Source organism: Alkalihalobacterium chitinilyticum (genome assembly GCF_029028005.1).
GTDB classification, from domain to species: Bacteria; Bacillota; Bacilli; order Bacillales; family Bacillaceae_F; genus Alkalihalobacterium; species Alkalihalobacterium chitinilyticum.
Genome location: NZ_JAOTPO010000011.1, coordinates 99,632 through 117,925 on the forward strand (window position 1 = coordinate 99,632; position 18,294 = coordinate 117,925).

14 protein-coding genes are annotated in these 18,294 nt (G+C 39.9%); 12 read left to right on the plus strand and 2 right to left on the minus strand.

All coding sequences use genetic code 11. The features are described from left to right. The first annotated feature begins 443 nt into the window (after positions 1 to 443). From N7Z68_RS15770 to ald, 10 genes are all read left to right on the plus strand, one after another. Entirely contained in the window at positions 444 to 1,334 is an 891-nt protein-coding gene (locus N7Z68_RS15770; protein WP_275119430.1) for a nitrilase-related carbon-nitrogen hydrolase, read from the plus strand. 235 nt (positions 1,335 to 1,569) lie between these two features. Further along, positions 1,570 to 2,940 carry an NAD(P)-dependent oxidoreductase gene (locus N7Z68_RS15775; protein ID WP_373323162.1) on the plus strand — a complete coding sequence of 457 codons (1,371 nt, stop codon included), beginning with the start codon at positions 1,570 to 1,572 and terminating at the stop codon, positions 2,938 to 2,940. Positions 2,941 to 2,963: 23 nt separating this feature from the next. After that, the gene (gene preA / locus N7Z68_RS15780; protein WP_275119431.1) at positions 2,964 to 4,250 is read left to right on the plus strand and encodes an NAD-dependent dihydropyrimidine dehydrogenase subunit PreA; all 1,287 of its coding nucleotides are present in this window, start codon (positions 2,964 to 2,966) and stop codon (positions 4,248 to 4,250) included. A gap of 21 nt (positions 4,251 to 4,271) precedes the next feature. Further along, on the plus strand, positions 4,272 to 5,687 hold the full coding sequence (gene hydA / locus N7Z68_RS15785) for a dihydropyrimidinase (protein WP_275119432.1): 1,416 nt from the start codon (positions 4,272 to 4,274) through the stop codon (positions 5,685 to 5,687). Positions 5,688 to 5,841: 154 nt separating this feature from the next. Further along, the gene (locus N7Z68_RS15790) at positions 5,842 to 7,299 is read left to right on the plus strand and encodes an NCS1 family transporter (RefSeq protein ID WP_275119491.1); all 1,458 of its coding nucleotides are present in this window, start codon (positions 5,842 to 5,844) and stop codon (positions 7,297 to 7,299) included. Positions 7,300 to 7,336: 37 nt separating this feature from the next. After that, complete coding sequence (locus N7Z68_RS15795; protein WP_275119433.1) at positions 7,337 to 7,573, plus strand: hypothetical protein; 237 nt, start codon at positions 7,337 to 7,339, stop codon at positions 7,571 to 7,573. A gap of 205 nt (positions 7,574 to 7,778) precedes the next feature. Beyond that, positions 7,779 to 9,389 (plus strand): PucR family transcriptional regulator, encoded by a 1,611-nt coding sequence (locus N7Z68_RS15800; RefSeq protein WP_275119434.1) that lies wholly within the window; start codon positions 7,779 to 7,781, stop codon positions 9,387 to 9,389. Between the two features lie 222 nt (positions 9,390 to 9,611). Further along, positions 9,612 to 11,078 (plus strand): CoA-acylating methylmalonate-semialdehyde dehydrogenase, encoded by a 1,467-nt coding sequence (locus tag N7Z68_RS15805; protein WP_275119435.1) that lies wholly within the window; start codon positions 9,612 to 9,614, stop codon positions 11,076 to 11,078. A gap of 175 nt (positions 11,079 to 11,253) precedes the next feature. Then, on the plus strand, positions 11,254 to 12,612 hold the full coding sequence (locus tag N7Z68_RS15810) for an aspartate aminotransferase family protein (RefSeq protein ID WP_275119436.1): 1,359 nt from the start codon (positions 11,254 to 11,256) through the stop codon (positions 12,610 to 12,612). Positions 12,613 to 12,794: 182 nt separating this feature from the next. Further along, a complete protein-coding gene (ald, locus tag N7Z68_RS15815) occupies positions 12,795 to 13,919 on the plus strand; it encodes an alanine dehydrogenase (RefSeq protein WP_275119437.1) in 1,125 nt (374 codons plus the stop codon). A gap of 540 nt (positions 13,920 to 14,459) precedes the next feature. Here ald and N7Z68_RS15820 read toward each other — a convergent pair. Then, a complete protein-coding gene (locus N7Z68_RS15820) occupies positions 14,460 to 14,948 on the minus strand; it encodes a hypothetical protein (protein ID WP_275119438.1) in 489 nt (162 codons plus the stop codon). Positions 14,949 to 15,198: 250 nt separating this feature from the next. On the opposite strand from N7Z68_RS15820, the gene N7Z68_RS15825 reads away from it, so the two are divergent. Then, on the plus strand, positions 15,199 to 15,591 hold the full coding sequence (locus tag N7Z68_RS15825) for a hypothetical protein (RefSeq protein WP_275119439.1): 393 nt from the start codon (positions 15,199 to 15,201) through the stop codon (positions 15,589 to 15,591). A gap of 8 nt (positions 15,592 to 15,599) precedes the next feature. Here N7Z68_RS15825 and N7Z68_RS15830 read toward each other — a convergent pair whose 3' ends face one another. After that, a complete protein-coding gene (locus tag N7Z68_RS15830; RefSeq protein ID WP_275119440.1) occupies positions 15,600 to 16,418 on the minus strand; it encodes a tyrosine-protein phosphatase in 819 nt (272 codons plus the stop codon). Positions 16,419 to 16,668: 250 nt separating this feature from the next. Here N7Z68_RS15830 and N7Z68_RS15835 point away from each other — a divergent pair, with 250 nt between their 5' ends. Continuing rightward, positions 16,669 to 18,003, plus strand: coding sequence for a S8 family peptidase (locus N7Z68_RS15835; protein ID WP_275119441.1), 1,335 nt, complete (start codon positions 16,669 to 16,671; stop codon positions 18,001 to 18,003). The last annotated feature ends 291 nt before the right edge of the window (positions 18,004 to 18,294 follow it).

The following is an 18,294-nucleotide window of genomic DNA, read 5'->3' on the forward strand; positions in this document are numbered from 1 at the left end:
AATCGTATGGTATAACTAGAGTTATTAAAGTTACTGAGTAATAGTTGGAACCGAAGTTAACTAAAAGTATTAGCAGTACGAAAAGCTATATTTTACAAAATGATAAATAATTGAATACCACGATTTAACACTTTGTATAGTGTATTAGCCTACGAATGCAAGTAAAATTAACTCAAACTTCAAAATATTCAGCAAAATATTGCTTTCATGTAGAGGAAAGGAGGTACATACAAAGGTAGTAGAAAAGTCGTTACTGTTCCAAAAAGATATGTAAACGCTTACAAGTGTTTATTTGTGATGGCTGCGACTTTGAATATAAAGCTAAGAGGAAGTGACTGAAATCAGTTGATTGGTTTAACTGAGCTTTGCGGGAGGAGTGAATATCCCCGAAGTGAAGTTTCACTTTATCTATAAATGTATTGATATATCAAGGAGGAATGGAAATGTCAGATAACGTAAAAATTGGACTAATTCAAGCTTCTAACGATGTACATGGAGATGAGCCAGTTGAGGTTCATAAAGAGAAGGCGATTGAGAAACATATAAAGTTAGTTAGAGAGGCTAAAGATAAAGGGGCTCAAATTATCTGTTTACAGGAAATCTTTTACGGGCCGTATTTCTGCTCGGAGCAAAATCCGAAATGGTATGATGCTGCCGAAGAAATTCCAAATGGTCCTACAACGAAACGGTTTCAAGATTTAGCTAAAGAATTAGGTGTCGTCATTGTACTGCCAATCTATGAGCGTGAAGGAATTGCGACTTACTATAACACAGCTGCTGTTATTGACGCAGACGGATCTTACTTAGGGAAGTACCGTAAACAACATATTCCTCAAGTCGCTGTTGGTGATGAGGGGTGCGGATTTTGGGAGAAATATTACTTTAAGCCAGGTAATCTAGGTTATCCGGTCTTTGATACCGCTTTTGCAAAAGTAGGTGTCTACATTTGTTATGACCGTCATTTCCCTGAGGGTGCTAGACTACTAGGACTAAATGGTGCGGAAATTATCTTTAATCCGTCAGCAACAGTTGCAGGTTTGTCAGAATATCTTTGGAAGCTGGAGCAGCCAGCTCATGCTGTAGCTAACGGTTTTTACGTTGGAGCGATTAATCGTGTAGGTACAGAAGCTCCTTGGAACATGGGCGAGTTTTATGGTCAATCGTATTTAGTTGATCCAAGAGGCAGCTTCGTGTCTATCGGAAGTCGTGATCAAGACGAAGTCATTATTGGAGAAATGAATAAGAAGATGATCCGTGAAGTGAGAGATACGTGGCAGTTTTACCGCGACCGCCGTCCGGAAACATATGAAGATATGACTTCGTTACTACCATAATAAAAAAAGGGGGATGACTTAAAGTGTCTTCACCGTCTTGATCAAGAGATTCGCGTCTGTGCAGTTCTATGGTTTAGGCGCAGGTTGCTGACACTTCCCGATATAGTCATCCTCTATTTTCAAAATCAAAGAGTAGTAGAAGAAGCTGAGAGCAAAGCTAGAGAATTAAGCAAATAGAACGTTGAAAAGCCCCTAATGAAAAGTTTTACTTTATTTGATAAAGGAGGCATTTGTATTGAACCCGAAAAGCGCTACAAATATATCATTAGTTGATTTAAAGAAAAACTTTGAAGAAGTCCACCCCGGCCTGTCCAATCAAGAGGCCATTGAAGAAGCCAACCGCTGTTTGTATTGTTACGATGCACCCTGTATTACCGCTTGCCCGACTGGAATTGACATCCCAACCTTTATTAAAAAAATCGCATCTGGAAATTTATTAGGATCAGCCAAAACAATCATGACGTCAAACCCGATAGGTGCAAGCTGTGCGCGAGTCTGTCCGACGGAGGAATTGTGTGAAGGAGCCTGTGTTCTCAATCATTCTACTAAACCCATCATGATTGGAAATTTACAGCGTTTTGCAACAGATTGGGCGATTAAAAATGAGCAAGTTCTGTTCAAAGCCGGTCAGAAGAACGGAAAGAAAGTGGCCATTGTTGGCGGAGGACCTGCTGGTTTGTCAGCTGCTCGTGAACTTGCTTTATTAGGGTATCAAGTAACAATCTTTGAAGCAGAAAAAGAAGCAGGTGGTTTAAATACGTACGGTATCGTTTCATTCCGCTTACCACAGGCTATTTCTTTCTGGGAAGTCAATCAAGTGAAGAGCTTAGACGTAGAAATACGTACGAATACTCGAGTCGGTACTGATGTTTCAGTCAAAGAGCTTACGGAAAACTACGATGCTGTCATTCTAGCAATCGGAATGTCGAGTGTTCCACAGCTAGGGATAGACGGAGAAGGTTTGGATGGAGTCTATGATGCGATTGATTTCGTTAAAGAAACGAAGGAAAAAGTTTCTGATCATCTTTTAGGAAAACGTGCGGTCGTCATTGGAGCAGGGAATACTGCGATTGACGGTGCGACATGTTCGGTTCGCCTTGGAGCTGAAAACGTAAAAATTCTTTATCGTAGAACGGAAGCTGAGATGACAGCTTATGATTTCGAGTACGAGTTTGCCAAACAAGATGGTGTAGAATTCCGCTGGTTAACTGCACCGAAGCGGATCATTGGCGATGAAAAAGGCAAGGTGACAGCGATTGAATGTATCAAAATGGAGTTAGGCGAGCCAGATGAAGGCGGACGCAGACGACCTGTACCTGTTGAAGGGTCAGAATTTACGTTGAAAGTAGACGCTGTTATTAAAGCCATCGGTCAATCGAGGTATATTCAATTGATTGAACAGTTCGGCTTAGATCATGATGGCGGGGTTGTTAAAATCAATGAGGGAACGTTCCAAACATCTAACGAAAAAGTGTATGCGTGTGGAGATGTCATTTTTGGTAAAGGACAAGGAGAAGCGATGGTGGTTTCTGCTGCTCAACAAGGAAAAGAAACAGCGTACGCGATCCATAAGCAATTATTTAAACAAGTAACAGAAACAGCATAAAAAACGAGGAGGTTGATTTCACTATGGCTGATTTACGAATAGATCTTGCAGGAATTAAGTCGCCGAATCCATTTTGGCTTGCTTCAGCTCCTCCGACCAATTCAGGCTACCAAGTTCAACGAGCATTTGAAGCGGGATGGGGCGGAGCGGTTTGGAAAACGTTAGGTGATCCGATTTTAAACGTTTCCTCGCGCTTTGCTGCTGTCAGTTTTAATGGTCAAAAAGTTGCGGGATTCAATAATATCGAACTCATTACAGACCGCCCGCTTGAAGTCAATTTAAAAGAAATCTATGAAACGAAAAAAAGATTTCCTAATCACGCGATCATTGCGTCTTTAATGGTTGAACCGAAGCAAGAAAAGTGGCATGAGATCGTTAAACGCGTGGAAGATGTAGGTGTCGATGGGCTCGAGCTTAACTTTGGCTGTCCGCACGGAATGGCTGAGCGTGGAATGGGGGCGGCTTCGGGTCAAGTTCCTGAACTAGTCGAAAAGCAGACCTACTGGGTAAAGGAAGTTGCGAAAACACCTGTTATTGTAAAGCTGACACCGAATATTACGGATATTACAGTTACAGCTGAGTCGGCCGTACAAGGCGGTGCGGATGCGATTAGTATGATTAATACGATTAACAGCCTGGCTGGTGTTGATATTGATACGTGGAATACGATCCCGCATGTAGCAGGAAAAGGTGCTCATGGTGGATATTGTGGACCGGCAGTCAAACCGATTGCACTCAACATGGTTGCTGAATGTGCTCGGAACCCTCGTATTAATGTTCCGATTTCCGGGATCGGCGGGATCTCGAATTGGAGAGATACAGTTGAATTTTTACTGATGGGCGCAACAGGTGTGCAAATTTGTACAGCTGCGATGCACCACGGGTTCCGGATCGTAGAAGATATGATTGAAGGTCTTTCCAATTATTTAGATGAAAGAGGGATCGCTTCTCTAGACGGAATCATCGGAAAGTCCGTAGAGCGGTATTCAGATTGGGGTAATCTTGATCTTAATTATAAAGTGGTCGCTAAAATTAATAATGACGTTTGTATTAACTGTAATAAATGTCATATTGCCTGTGAAGATACATCGCATCAATGTATTGATATGCTGAAGGACGGTCATGGCAATGACTATTTACAAGTCCGTGAAGAAGATTGTGTCGGCTGTAACTTATGTTCGATCGTTTGTCCTGTTGACGGCGCAATCGATATGGTGGAGCTACAAAGTGAACACCCGCCGATGACGTGGAACGAACGCCAAGCTGCAATCGGTTCAGTTCAAAGTTGTGAAGTAGATATCATTAAGTAAGGATAATTAGGGGGAAAACGAATGAAGAAAATTATTAAAAACGGAACCATAGTAACAGCTACCGATACGTATCAAGCAGACTTACTGATTGATAATGGAAAAATTACTGCGATTGGTCACGACTTCCCAGTAGGAGGCGCAGAAGTAATTGACGCTCACGGTGCTTATGTTTTCCCAGGTGGTATCGACCCTCATACCCACTTGGAAATGCCGTTCGGGGGAACGGTATCGAAGGATGATTTTGAAACAGGAACAATTGCGGCTGCTTTTGGGGGTACAACAACCGTTATTGACTTTTGTTTAACTAACAAAGGTGAGCCGATGAAAAATGCAATTCAAACATGGCACGCAAAATCAAAGGATAAAGCAGTTATTGACTATAGCTTCCACTTAATGATTGGGGAGATCAATGATGATGTCCTAGAAGAACTCCCAGTCGTTATGGATGAAGAAGGCATTACTTCATTTAAAGTGTTTATGGCGTATAAAAATGTTTTCCAAGCCGATGATGGTACGTTATTCCGTACCTTACTTGCAGCAAAAGAGCTTGGCGGACTAGTCATGGTTCATGCTGAAAATGGTGATGTCATTGAATATCTAGTAAACGAAGCGCTAGAACAAGGGAATACAGACCCGATCTATCATGCGTTAACTCGCCCGCCAGAAGTGGAAGGAGAGGCAACTGGGAGAGCAGCTCAATTAACAGGGTTAGCAAACTCTCAATTATATGTTGTTCACGTTTCATGTGCTGAAGCAGTTGAGAAGATCGCGCAAGCTAGAAGAAAAGGCTATGACGTATGGGGTGAAACGTGTCCTCAATACCTAGTTCTTGACCAAACCCATTTGGAGAAACCGGATTTTGAGGGAGCGAAATACGTATGGTCGCCGCCGCTCCGAGAAAAGTGGCATCAAGATGTTTTATGGAATGCTTTAAAGAACGGAGACCTTCAAACTTTAGGGTCTGATCAATGTTCGTTTGACTTCAACGGACAAAAAGATTTAGGTAAAGGAGATTTCTCTAAAATTCCTAATGGCGGTCCAATTATCGAAGACCGCGTAAGTATCCTGTTTTCTGAAGGTGTAAAAAAAGGCCGCATTAACATAAACCAATTTGTTGATATCGTAGCGACTAGAAATGCGAAGCTGTTTGGGTTGTATCCGCAAAAAGGAACGATTGCCGTTGGAGCAGATGCGGATATTGTCATCTTTGATCCGAATGCCGAGCGAACGATCTCAGCTGAGACACATCATATGGCTGTGGATTATAACCCGTTTGAAGGAATGAAAATAACAGGTGAACCTGTATCTGTTTTATCTCGCGGTGAGTTTGTTATTCGTGAGAAACAGTTTGTAGGTAAAGCAGGAACGGGTCAGTATTTAAAAAGAGCAAGATATAATTCTTCAACTGCAAGTGTAACAGATAAGGTGAGTAATTAATGAACCCCTTGTGAACCAATATCCAAATAACAATTGCTTGGCCAAGATCTATTTGGCCTTGCAATTGCTCTCATAAACAAGGTAAGAGCCCAACGTCGATCTGTCATTATTTAACTGAATATTTTGAAAATATTTGAAGAGGTAGGGTGATATGATGAAAGAAAAGCAAAGTCATCTCAAGTCTCCAGATTTGTTGCCGATTCCACATAGTGGAAAGAAAATTGGATCCGTTGGGTTTGCGTTCATTTGGGTTGGTATGGCTGTTGTTCTAGCGGCTTTTGCTATTGGTGGTTCTGGTGTGCAAAGTCTCTCGCTCGGCTGGGTTGTTTTAGCAACGATTATTGGAAGTATAGCGATTGGTCTATGCATGACCTTAACGGGTGACATTGGGGTGGAACATGGGTTATCGTTCCCCGTTTATATGAGGGCTCCATTTGGTACGATTGGGACTCATATACCTTCTTTAATCCGTGGATTTGTAGCAGCTTGTTGGTTTGGTATTAATACGTATTTTGGTTCAACCGCGATGAACGGAATCCTCTTCGTTTTATTTGGATTTGATAATTGGTTCGTCTGTTTCTTAATTTTTGCAACACTTCAAGTCATTAATACAGCTTTAGGAATTAAAGCTGTTGAGCGTTTTGCTGATTTAGCCGCACCAATTATTATTATCATTTCAGGTTGGATGTATTTAACGTTATCGGATCAAGCGTTAGCAGAAGGTCGTAATGTGTGGGCTTGGGTAGAGAGTCCAGTAACTGGAGGCGCAGCTATTACTGCATTTATGATTGTTATTATGAGTAACATGGGGTTCTGGGGAACTCTTGCTGCCGATATGCCGTCGATTTCTCGTTTTATTAAAGGACCGAAACTTGAAAGAAATTGGTTTAAACGAAATAAATCACAAATTGCAGGCAGCTTGATTGCGTTACCAATCGTTCAGACGTTCATGGTTGTCATTGGCGGCGTGTCTTATATTGCTGTTGCTAACTATGACCCGGTGGTTGCTCTTCAGCAGGCTGCCAGTGGATTAGTTCTGGGTGTTCTCTTACTCATGATTGTATTTGCTCAATGGTCGACAAATATATCAGCCAACTTAATTCCGGCTGCGACTATTTTTTCTAATGTCGGTGGACCTAAAATTCCGTTCTGGGCTGGTGTAGTAGCAGCAGGTGTGATTGGTTCCCTTGTTCAACCGTGGAGCTTGTTTGGCATTATCATTCCAGCTTTACTGATTGTCGGTGGCATCCTGTCAGCAATTGTGGGGATTTTAATAGCTGATTATTATCTCCTTCGTAAACGTCGTGTGAATGTTCCTGATTTGTATAAGGATGATGGTCAATATCGTTATGCAGGAGGATTTAATGCGGCGGGGTATATTGCTTGGATCCTAGGTGGAGTTGCGTCTTACTTCTTAGCCAACTATTCGTTTATTGTTGGATTTGCCGTTGGGCTGGTAACCTACTATTTCCTCGCGAAGTACTGGTGGTTTGTGAAGTATAAACAGGCAGAAATTGAGAACCCAAGTGATGATGAATATTTAGGTATCACAGTAGGGCGTGATTGGGAAATTAGTGAAGGAAACGAAGAAGTGAAAAAAGCAGCAACATAAGAGTTTGAAAGAGTAGAAAAAAAGAAAGGAGACTATCATGGCCGAATATCAACAATTTATTGCCGAAAGAGAGAAGATTGATTTTTTACTAGAACAAGGTTATATGATTAAAGGTGTAACGGAAAATTTAAGCGGGGCATTTGTTGAATTTGAATTAAAAAAGCCGGACCCATCCGGTCACAAAAGTCCTACTGAAAGACTGCACATCTTAACGGCTGATGCGAGGAAATATTTTAGTTCAATTATTATTCAACAAAATAAAGTGGCGGGATAAAAGAAACGGAAATTTAATAGAAAATCTAATTAGAGACAGGGGGATGCCCCTGTCTTTTGATGTAGAGGAGAGTACGGATAGAAAATCTGACACACTTTATGTTACTTTTATCTGAAAATAAAGGTAATTCTGACATGTGGATAGAAGTAGTTGATAACCTTGTTTTCTTTCGTTTATAGGTAGATGGTGAAAAGGAAGTGATGCAATGAAATCATATATTACCATTAAAGAAATCTTACAAAGAAAGCACTTTGATAAAACAGAAGTAGTTGCTGGAGTGGATGGTTTAAATCGAAATGTTAAATGGGTTCATGTCGTCGAAGTGATTAATATTCGAAAGTTACTAAATGGTCACGAGCTTATTCTTACGACAGGATTAGGTTGGAAAGACAATACAGCATTATTTATTTCGTTTCTCAAGCAACTAATTGAAAGTAACGCTTCCGGTCTATGTATTGAATTAGGAACACATACCTCAAATATTCCTCAAGAAGTTATTGAAATCGCTAATGAACATCAATTTCCAATTATCCTTTTTCACCAAGAAGTAGCATTCGTACAAATTACTCAAGATATTCATTCATTGCTTATTAATCAACAATACCAAATGATTTCTGATCTAGAAAGTTACTCTCAAACGTTAAATAAGAAATTACTAGAAATCAATCAATATGAAGAAATCCTTACGTTTTGCCAGACATTTTTAGATGTCCAGGTTGTTGCGTTTTTTGATGAGGATCGGATTTTTATTCCCCAATTATCAGCAAGCGAAAGGCGTATCGTACTAGAAAAAATAGAGGCAGTACAACATGACTCCTTTTTTTCAATCGGTCGTCAACCTGTACAGATCTTAGGTCATCAATTTGCTGAGTTGGTCATTGTTACCGATCAGAGAGAGATTAATGAATTTGATTTACTTATTCTCGATCGAACGACGACTGCACTTGCCCAATATTTGTTACGAGATTTGTATGTTGAAGAAAAGCGAAGGATGGAAGAAGCGGAATGGATGACGGATTGGTTAGATGGTCATCACAGTAATGAGGGGATTAAGGAGCATTTAGCTTATATAGAGCCAGGCTTGAAGTTAAATGGGGGAATCGTATGCACTTGTAAACTTCATTTAACGAGTCAATCGTCTAATTTAGATGGAACGTACTTTAAACTTTTATTTCGCACGATCTTCGAGCAACAAGGTTTTTATGTTTTTTCTATTGAGATTAGACATCATATTGTTTTTATATTAGGAAATAAGCGGACTCCGAAAACATGGAAGTCTAGAATGGCCGATGGTTTTAAGCGGTTGAATACAGCCGATTATTCGAAGAAAATAAAAGCAACTTCGATTTCCTTTGGTGTCGGAAAGTTTGTCAAGCAGCTAAGTGATATACATATCAGTTATCAAACAGCAAAAGAGACATTACGACTACAAGATAAATTATCACATGAAGGGAAGAGTTATTTCTACGATGACTTGCATATGTACCGTATACTATCACTCATTAACCGGCATAGTGACCTTCAAGAAATCGTAATGGAGTATTTGCAGCCCGTCATGGAATACGATAGAAAATATAATGGGAAGTTAATAGAAACATTGAAAGCCTATCTAGCATGTAACGGATCCAAACAAGAAACAGCAAAAAAGCTTTTTGTAGTCAGACAAACCATGTATCATCGAATCGAAAAGTTAGAAAGCCTCCTAGGACCTGACTTTATGAATTCAGAAAAGAGGCTGGCGATCGAATTTATGTTACTAGCCTACGATTATTTAAACATGACCGAAACCACCAACCCAACCGCCCATGAAATATAAAAGAAAAGATCCGAAGATTCGGTGTCAGGTACCTTTAGCGCGACAGTGCATTAAAGGTACCTGACACCGTTTTTGTTTATTTTTTTGCACTGTTCATTTTGTGGAATTATCTTCTCCAGATATTTGACATTGTGTCTAATGAAGGCCCTTACAAAATGAGAGATAATAAATTACAAGGAGATAGATATTTGAAAAATCAGAAAATACTAGGAGGCAATGAATATGACAGTAATAAAAAATCAAACAAATGTATTAAAAAACTACATTAACGGCCAATGGGTAGAATCAAATGGTACAAACACATTAGAAGTACCAAATCCAGCTACTGGAGAAGTGTTAGCAACCGTTCCTGTTTCTTCAAAAGAGGATGTCGATCAAGCGGTGCAAGCAGCAAGTGAAGCTTTCCGCACATGGAAAAACACACCGGTGCCAAAACGGGCCCGTATTTTATTTAAATTTCACACGCTCCTTTCCGACCATCATGATGAATTAGCAAAACTAATCGTTCAAGAAAATGGAAAAGCGTTTAAAGAAGCGCATGGTGAAGTCCAACGTGGAATTGAGTGTGTAGAGTTTGCAGCCGGTGCCCCAACATTAATGATGGGTGAAACATTATCAGGCATTGCAGAGGACATCGACTCGGAAATGTTTCGTTACCCATTAGGTGTTATCGGTGGAATTACTCCGTTTAACTTCCCAATGATGGTTCCGTTATGGATGTTCCCATTAGCTGTTGCTTGTGGAAATACATTTGTTCTTAAACCGTCTGAACGAACGCCAATGTTAGCGAATAGACTAGCAGAATTGTTTACACAAGCCGGTGCTCCAGCGGGTGTGCTAAATGTTGTTCACGGGGCACATGATGTTGTAAATGGCCTGCTTGATCATGAAGATGTTAAAGCGATTTCCTTTGTAGGCTCCCAGCCAGTTGCAAAGTATGTCTATGAGCGTGCAGCAGCAAATGGTAAACGAGTTCAAGCACTGTCTGGTGCGAAAAACCACCATATTGTTATGCCTGATGCCGATGTAGCAAAGGCAGTTACACATATTGTTGCATCTGCTTACGGCAGTGCCGGACAACGTTGTATGGCTTGTAGTGCTGTCGTTGTAGTCGGCGATGGAGAAGCCTTTGTCAGAGAACTAAAAACAAGAGCAGATGAATTAATCATCGGTAATGGGTTAGATGACGAAGTTCTTTTAACACCAGTCATCAGGGACTCGCACCGTTCAAAAGTATTAGATTACATTGAAAAAGGGGTAGAAGAAGGAGCCTCTTTAATCCGTGACGGTCGTAAGGAAATGGATGAAATGCAAGATGGTAACTTCTTAGGGCCAACAATTTTTGACCATGTGACACCAGAAATGATCATTGCAAAAGAGGAAATCTTTGCACCTGTAATCAGCATGCTGCGTGCAGAAGATTTAGATGAAGGTTTAGAATACATTCGTAAATCTCGCTACGGAAATGGGGCTACCATTTATACGAAGGACGCAAAAGCTGTGCGTAAATTCCGTGAAGAAGCAGATGCAGGAATGCTTGGTATCAACGTAGGTGTACCGGCAACCATGGCCTTTTTCCCATTCTCAGGATGGAAAGACTCATTCTACGGAGACCTCCATGTGAATGGAAAAGACGGTGTTAATTTCTTCACGCGCAAGAAGATGATTACATCAAGATATGATTTTTAAATAAAACGTTCTGAGAATTAGGAATAGAAGGCGGTCTTCGCCGTCAGTCATTATTGAGGTGGAAGCCAACGAATTTCTTATTTTTAAAAATATAGGGGGGAATTCAAGTTACCCCCTGTGAACCCTGCAGTCGGACAGCCAAACAATGTTTTTAGAGGAGAAAGGAGGAAGGGCAATGCTCAGTACAAATGAAAATAGTAAAGCGCTAGAAAAAGATGAGAAATACATCTGGCATTCGATGAAACCATATAACCCGGATGGAACAATGGTGATAACGAAAGCAAAAGGATCTTGGGTGACAGACCAGGATGGGAATAGATTTTTAGATGCGATGTCTGGATTATGGTGTGTCAATGTAGGGTACGGCCGTACCGAATTAGCTGAGGCAGCTTATGAGCAATTAAAAGAATTAGCTTATTTTCCACTGACACAAAGTCATTTACCTGCGATTAAATTAGGGGAAAAATTAAATGAATGGCTCGGAGATGAGTACGTCATCTTTTTCTCAAATAGCGGTTCTGAAGCGAATGAAACGGCATTTAAAATCGCAAGACAGTATCATCAACAAAAAGGGGATATGAGCCGTTATAAATTTATTTCAAGGTATCGTGCGTACCATGGGAATTCAATGGGAGCACTGGCTGCAACCGGTCAGGCTGAAAGAAAGTATAAATACGAACCGTTAGCGCCAGGGTTTATCCACGTTCCCCCTCCGGATCTATACCGTTCAAATGATGCGCCTGATTGCCCACCGGAAGAATTGGAGGCAGTTCAAGCGATCGATCGTACGATGACGTGGGAATTGAGTGAGACGATTGCTGGAGTGATCATGGAGCCAATCATTACAGGAGGCGGTGTACTCGTCCCGCCTGATGGGTATATGTCAGCTGTAAAGGAAGTGTGTGAAAAGCATGGCGCATTGCTGATAGTCGACGAGGTGATTTGCGGTTTCGGTCGTACAGGTGAACCGTTTGGGTATATGAATTACGGTGTCAAGCCAGATATTATAACGATGGCGAAGGGGATTACAAGTGCCTACTTGCCATTATCGGCAACAGCGGTGAAACGTGAAATCTACGAAGCATTCAAAGGTTCGGATCAGTATGACTACTTCAGGCATGTAAACACATTCGGTGGTAGCCCGGCTGCATGCGCACTAGCCCTTAAAAACCTAGAAATTATGGAAAAAGAAAACTTGTTTGCCCGCTCGAAGCAATTAGGGGAACGGTTGAAAAACGACCTCCAAAACCTTCTCCAAAACCATCCTTATGTTGGAGATGTTCGAGGAAAGGGTCTTCTCATCGGGATCGAACTCGTTGCCGATAAAGCGACAAAGACTCCAATTGATGTAAGTATTGTTAATAAAGTAATTGCCTCTTGTAAACAAAAGGGCGTTATTATCGGTAAAAATGGTGCCACAGTTGCGGGTTATAATAATGTACTAACAATCGCGCCACCGTTAAATACAGAAGAAGAGGATCTAGCCTACTTAGTTCAAACATTAAAAGAAGCACTGAATGAATTACGAGATTAACCTTCAGAAAAAAGTAATGCATAAATGGAAAATGGTATTAAGAAAAGTGTAAAAGCTGTTATGACTGAGTATATAAAGGTTGAGTTAGAAAAAAGGATTATGGAGGTTAAAAAAATATGGTAGCAGGTACCTTTAGTCCACTAAAGGTACCTGCTACCATTTAAAAAAGGAGGTTCATTGTTGTGCGGATTGGTGTGCCGAAAGAGATTAAAAATAATGAAAACCGTGTTGCTTTAACTCCCGGAGGGGTGTTAAATCTAGTAAAAGAAGGTCATGAAGTATTTATAGAAACGTGTGCGGGCCTTGGGTCGGGCTTCTACGATGAACTGTATACTGAAGCTGGCGCTGTGATCGTGACGGCTGAAGAGGCATGGGCCTGTGATATGGTTATGAAAGTTAAGGAGCCGTTACGTGAAGAATACCGTTATTTTTATGAGGGGCTTGTTTTATTTACGTATCTGCATCTAGCCGCAGAACGCGAATTAACAAAAGCTCTTCTTGAAAAAAATGTCGTAGCGATTTCATATGAAACTGTCCAATCGGCTGACGGAACTTTACCGCTTTTAACACCGATGAGCGAAGTCGCAGGAAGAATGGCAACGCAAATCGGTGCGCAATTTCTTGAAAAAACAAAGGGTGGCAAGGGCATTTTACTCGGTGGCATTCCTGGAGTGAAACGAGGTAAAGTAACGATTATAGGCGGGGGAGTTGTTGGAACAAATGCTGCTAAAATTGCAATCGGCTTAGGCGCAGAAGTTTCCATTATCGATGTAAATCCAAGTCGTTTGCGTGAGTTAGATGATATCTTCGGTACGTCGATTCAAACGTTAATGTCGAACCCGCAAACGATTAGTGATGCCTGTTCTGAGGCCGATTTGGTCATTGGTGCGGTCTTAATCCCCGGCGCTAAAGCCCCGAAGCTCGTTTCTGAGGAAACCGTTCGGTTGATGGAGGAGGGCACGGTGATCGTTGATGTTGCGATTGATCAAGGTGGTATCTTTGAAACGGTTGACCGAGTAACAACTCATGCGAATCCGACCTATACGAAACATGGTGTTGTTCATTATGCAGTCGGAAACATGCCAGGAGCGGTTCCGAGAACGTCAACGATTGGCCTTACTAATGTAACCGTTCCTTATGCAATCGAAATAGCTAATAAAGGGTATAAAAAAGCATGTATAGAAAATCCGGCCTTACTCAAAGGGTTGAATATTATGAATGGTTCGGTCGTTTATGAAGGAGTAGCAAAAGCGCACAACCTCCCTCATAAGTGCATTTATGAAGTGCTTGAAACACAAGAAGTGTAGTACATGGAAAACCCGGCCGTTAACAAGACAGTTTTATAGATTATAATTAAGGTTGCTAATCTTTTTAATCGTTAATCTTTTTGCGGACTCACAGGGCCTTATTTCCTTAAAATTTATCATTTTATCATTGTTGGCGGACTAAGAGGACCTTATTTGTCGTATTTTTGGTATGAAAGACTGTTTTTATAAGCAATAAGGGCTTCTGAGTCCCCTTAACTTTAGAAAGCATTGATATTGCCACAAATAACGGCCGCTGAGTCCGCTTACACTCCCAGTGAAGACGATTAGGCCAGCCCTTAAAGTCATTAGCACTTTTTTAAAATTGAGCAAATTACTTGTTCACATGGCTAGATCGACTGACATGTATTCCTTATAAATGGAATTGAGAAGTTAAGCAGGATATAAGGAATACTCATAATGAAATAAAAAGAGAGGAAGTTATGATAATGATTTACCTCTCTTTTGTGCGCTATTTAATTATTTCTCTTCGATCCTCTAAGTAGTGAGTGACATTAGTAACAGGATTTAGCTAAGCTTTTATTATATGACGTTCACATTACTACTTATTTTTTTTAGATTTTCAGTCAAATGCTCTACATCCTGCACAGGGTACATAATAAAAGTTTTCTTTTTCTTTTTAGGTAAAACAAAAGTAATCGTCCCTGAATTCTGTGCAGGCCATGTAAAATTATGCATCTTCGTTTGGATCCTCACTTCTTGAATATCCTCTTTTGCCCAGAAAAAATTTTTCTTATCTATTTTCAGAAAATCGAGATTATCGATGAGTGTTGGAGTTAATTCATCTTCCCTATCATGACGTTTTAAGATTTTTTTGTTATAAACCGGTTCAAGAAAAAAGCCAGCCGGATTTCGAGGCAACATAATATCGGCCATAATGGCATCTGGAATTGTCCCTGCGATTACAGCTCCACAAATACCGTTTTCGGTAATAAAAAGTTTATAGTACTTTCTTGATCGGAAACCGTATACATAAGTAAATTCGTTAATGCTTTGTTCGTTTTCTGTCATGACAAAGTAAATCCTCCACTAGTTCTATATTCGGACATTGTATTATGCGTCATTATCCTGAAACGTTTCAATGCTATTTTACAATAGGTTAAGGAGAAATTCATAGTTCATACATGACTTGTCCAAGAAAAATTAGAGAAAAGAAGGTGGGGGGACTACTAATCTATCCATTTATTATATTTTTGAGTATAAAACCTGTCAGTTAAGAGAATATTAGTAATAGTATTTGAGAAAAAAGGTGGCTGCTGTTTTGAAGAGAATGATAGGCTTTTTCATCGGTATATTTGTAGGTTTTTTATATACAGATTGGCTGTTTCACACGCAGCATGTACATGCTTTCGAAATGACAGCTACTACAACTGTAGAACGTTTTAGCGCTTTGGCTTTTGGAGGGGCAGGGACAATTCTGTTTTTTATTATTTGTAAAAAAGTATTTTCCCTTTCATTTTTTCATGGGGTTCTGGCTGCTTCAGGATTTTTTGCAAGTTTTGATATCGTTGTATTTCATTGGTTTTTTAGGTTGCATCGCTTAACTTATGGTCCTGAAGCAGATATTATTGAACCCATTCTCGTTGTGATAGGAATTATATTATTAGTCTATGCCGTAAGAAAAGAGAGAAATCTAACCTTTCAACCCAAGTAGCAAAATACCTACAGTAAGTAGCGGCTTTGGAGGTCTTTACGGTCATTTTTACTAATGCCGAGGTTTTCATATAGATACGTATCAAATGAACCATAATGATCAGTTATTTCTTTTAAGAACGCTTTTAAGTAATCAGGTCTGGCTTCTAATAAAGCATCAATAGCTTTCGGGTCAACATCCTTTGTTTTTTCTATAAATTTCTTAGTGAAAACTTTTTGTCTCAACTGGTCAAGGTATTTATTAGTGTACGTAAAATCTTCGAGTACGATTTCTTCGGGAACACCTAAAGTCATTAAAATAACTGAGCTGCAAACTCCTGTCCTGTCTTTCCCAGCAACACAATGGAACACTAAAGGAACATGTTCTTCTTCAAATATCATTTTTAAAAATTGAGTGTAAGCATCGGTTTGATGAGCAATCACACGATTTAAACGTAACAGCATTTCTCCCGGCTCACCTAAGTTGATTTGTTTCCCGTGTAACGATAGTTCCCCGATTTGCTTTACTTGTTCTTTATCTTTATTCTCCGGAATGATCGGTAAGTGAACGTTATCAATCCCAGGAATAACAGGATTAGGCTGTGCTTTCGTTTCATTCGTACGTCGGAGATCACATATTCTTTTAATACCTAGCTTTTGAAGGTGAAGAATATCATTTTCTGTCAGGTCGCTTAGAGCCGCCGATCTAAAAAATTGCCCCCATTTTACTTTTCGTCCATCACCGGTCGGATATCCGCCTAAGTCACGGAAATTGATTGCTCCTTCTAAGGAAACATCCCGCACATCATTCTCACCTTCGTATTGTGAAGAAAACTTTAGTTTATTCATTAATTTAACTCCTCTACCTATTTTTTTGAACCGCTCCTATAATCCTGTTTTTTTATTAAAATAGATCTAGGTTGAACGTACAGGTTTTACAAAAATCTCCTTTTAGTTTAACAGATTATTCTGAAAGTAATCAAATGACCAAATAACGTGTGTTAGTTTCTCGCACAATTTTTAAGAGTATGGACATTGACCAAATCAACTCCTATAAAAATCTCATAGAGTAATACATGTGAGGAAAGGAGGAATTGAATTGTTCGGATACTCTATGGTTCAACTCGTACGGACCCATGCTCATAAATTAGACAAACCATTGCGGGAGAAGGTGTTAAATCAATACAAGCCTTTTAAGTGGACACCTTGTTTTCTTCATAAAATGTTCGAAGGTTTTATAAAGAGAACGAAAAAACTCTCGGTTATTATTGAGTTTGAAGAAGGGTGTTATGAAGAGGGTTATGACCAAGTAAGGCAAATTTTTAGCCGTCATTTTGGATGTAAGATTCGAAATGAGTTTACTAGTGTATCATGTTGTAGTGCGCAAATGACACCTAGCGCTTTAGAGAAGGTATTAACAACCTGCAGCCATGTGAGAAAAATTTATTTAAACCGTGAAGTTCATGCTTTATTAGATACGGCTGTTGCTGCATCTAATGCACGGGATGTTGTCAGAAATGGTACAACACTTACCGGCGAAGGTGTAACGATTGCTGTTATTGATACGGGAGTTTATCCTCACGAAGATCTTTCTGGTAGAATTGTAGACTTTGTAGATTTTATTAATCAACGCTCTGATCCATATGATGATAATGGACATGGAACTCATTGTGCAGGTGATGCGCTAGGAGATGGATCTGCTTCTGACGGAAGCTATCGAGGGCCCGCACCAAAAGCTAATTTAGTAGGGATAAAAGTGTTAAATAAATTAGGGTCTGGCTCATTAGAAACGGTAATGCAAGGGGTAGAGTATTGTATTCATTACAACGAAAGTAACCCTGAGAATAGAATCGATGTCATTAACTTGTCTTTAGGTTCACCTGCGCTACGCTATGAAAATGAGAATGAGGATCCTATGGTGCGAATGGTAAACCAAGCGTGGGATGCAGGGATTGTTGTCTGTGTCGCTGCCGGAAACAGCGGACCAGAATTTGAGACTATTGCAAGTCCTGGCGTTAGTCAGCAAGTAATCACAGTTGGTGCAATAGATGATAGAGACACGGTGGAAAGAGAAGGTGACGATGTTGCTAGTTTTTCGAGCAGGGGCCCAACCGTATATGGGGAGATAAAACCTGATATTTTAGCTCCTGGTGTAAATATCGTTTCGCTTCGATCACCGAAATCATTCATAGATAAACTGCAAAAAGGAAACCGCGTTGGTTCAGACTATATTACTCTATCAGGTACATCCATGGCGACACCAATATGCGCGGGTATTGTCGCATTAATGTTAGAACATGATCCTGCACTGACTCCTAACCAAGTTAAAGAGAGACTAATGGAAGGTACAGATCTATGGAATAATTTTGGGGTACCTGAAGTTTATATTTACGGTGCTGGTTATATCAATGCAGAAAACTCTATCCCTGAATAAAAAAATGGTGCCAGGTACCTTTTTAAGGTACCTGGCACCATTTTTTTTATTTTCACTTCGGTCTATTTTGGATGGGTAAGCAATAAATTAATATTGTTAAACATTAGAATATTAAAACTATTTGTAATGAAAAACATTTCTTAGTTGTTGCTTTATGTAAGATTTTTTACCATAATACTTTAGTTAACTAATTAATTAACGTTTTAGTATATTGCCATAAGGAAATTTTTAGATTATAATTCGAATATAAAAAAAGTTCAAAAAATTATAACGGGAAAAAGAGGAGGGATT

Bases quoted from the DNA above. Each gene is read 5' to 3' on its own strand.
- N7Z68_RS15770 (WP_275119430.1), top strand. From the start codon at position 444: ATGTCAGATAACGTAAAAATTGGACTAATTCAAGCTTCTAACGATGTA.
- hydA (WP_275119432.1), top strand. From the start codon at position 4,272: ATGAAGAAAATTATTAAAAACGGAACCATAGTAACAGCTACCGATACG.
- N7Z68_RS15820 (WP_275119438.1), bottom strand. From the start codon at position 14,948: ATGACAGAAAACGAACAAAGCATTAACGAATTTACTTATGTATACGGT.
- N7Z68_RS15830 (WP_275119440.1), bottom strand. From the start codon at position 16,418: ATGAATAAACTAAAGTTTTCTTCACAATACGAAGGTGAGAATGATGTG.
- N7Z68_RS15805 (WP_275119435.1), top strand. From the start codon at position 9,612: ATGACAGTAATAAAAAATCAAACAAATGTATTAAAAAACTACATTAAC.
- N7Z68_RS15810 (WP_275119436.1), top strand. From the start codon at position 11,254: ATGCTCAGTACAAATGAAAATAGTAAAGCGCTAGAAAAAGATGAGAAA.
- N7Z68_RS15795 (WP_275119433.1), top strand. From the start codon at position 7,337: ATGGCCGAATATCAACAATTTATTGCCGAAAGAGAGAAGATTGATTTT.
- N7Z68_RS15790 (WP_275119491.1), top strand. From the start codon at position 5,842: ATGAAAGAAAAGCAAAGTCATCTCAAGTCTCCAGATTTGTTGCCGATT.
- preA (WP_275119431.1), top strand. From the start codon at position 2,964: ATGGCTGATTTACGAATAGATCTTGCAGGAATTAAGTCGCCGAATCCA.
- N7Z68_RS15800 (WP_275119434.1), top strand. From the start codon at position 7,779: ATGAAATCATATATTACCATTAAAGAAATCTTACAAAGAAAGCACTTT.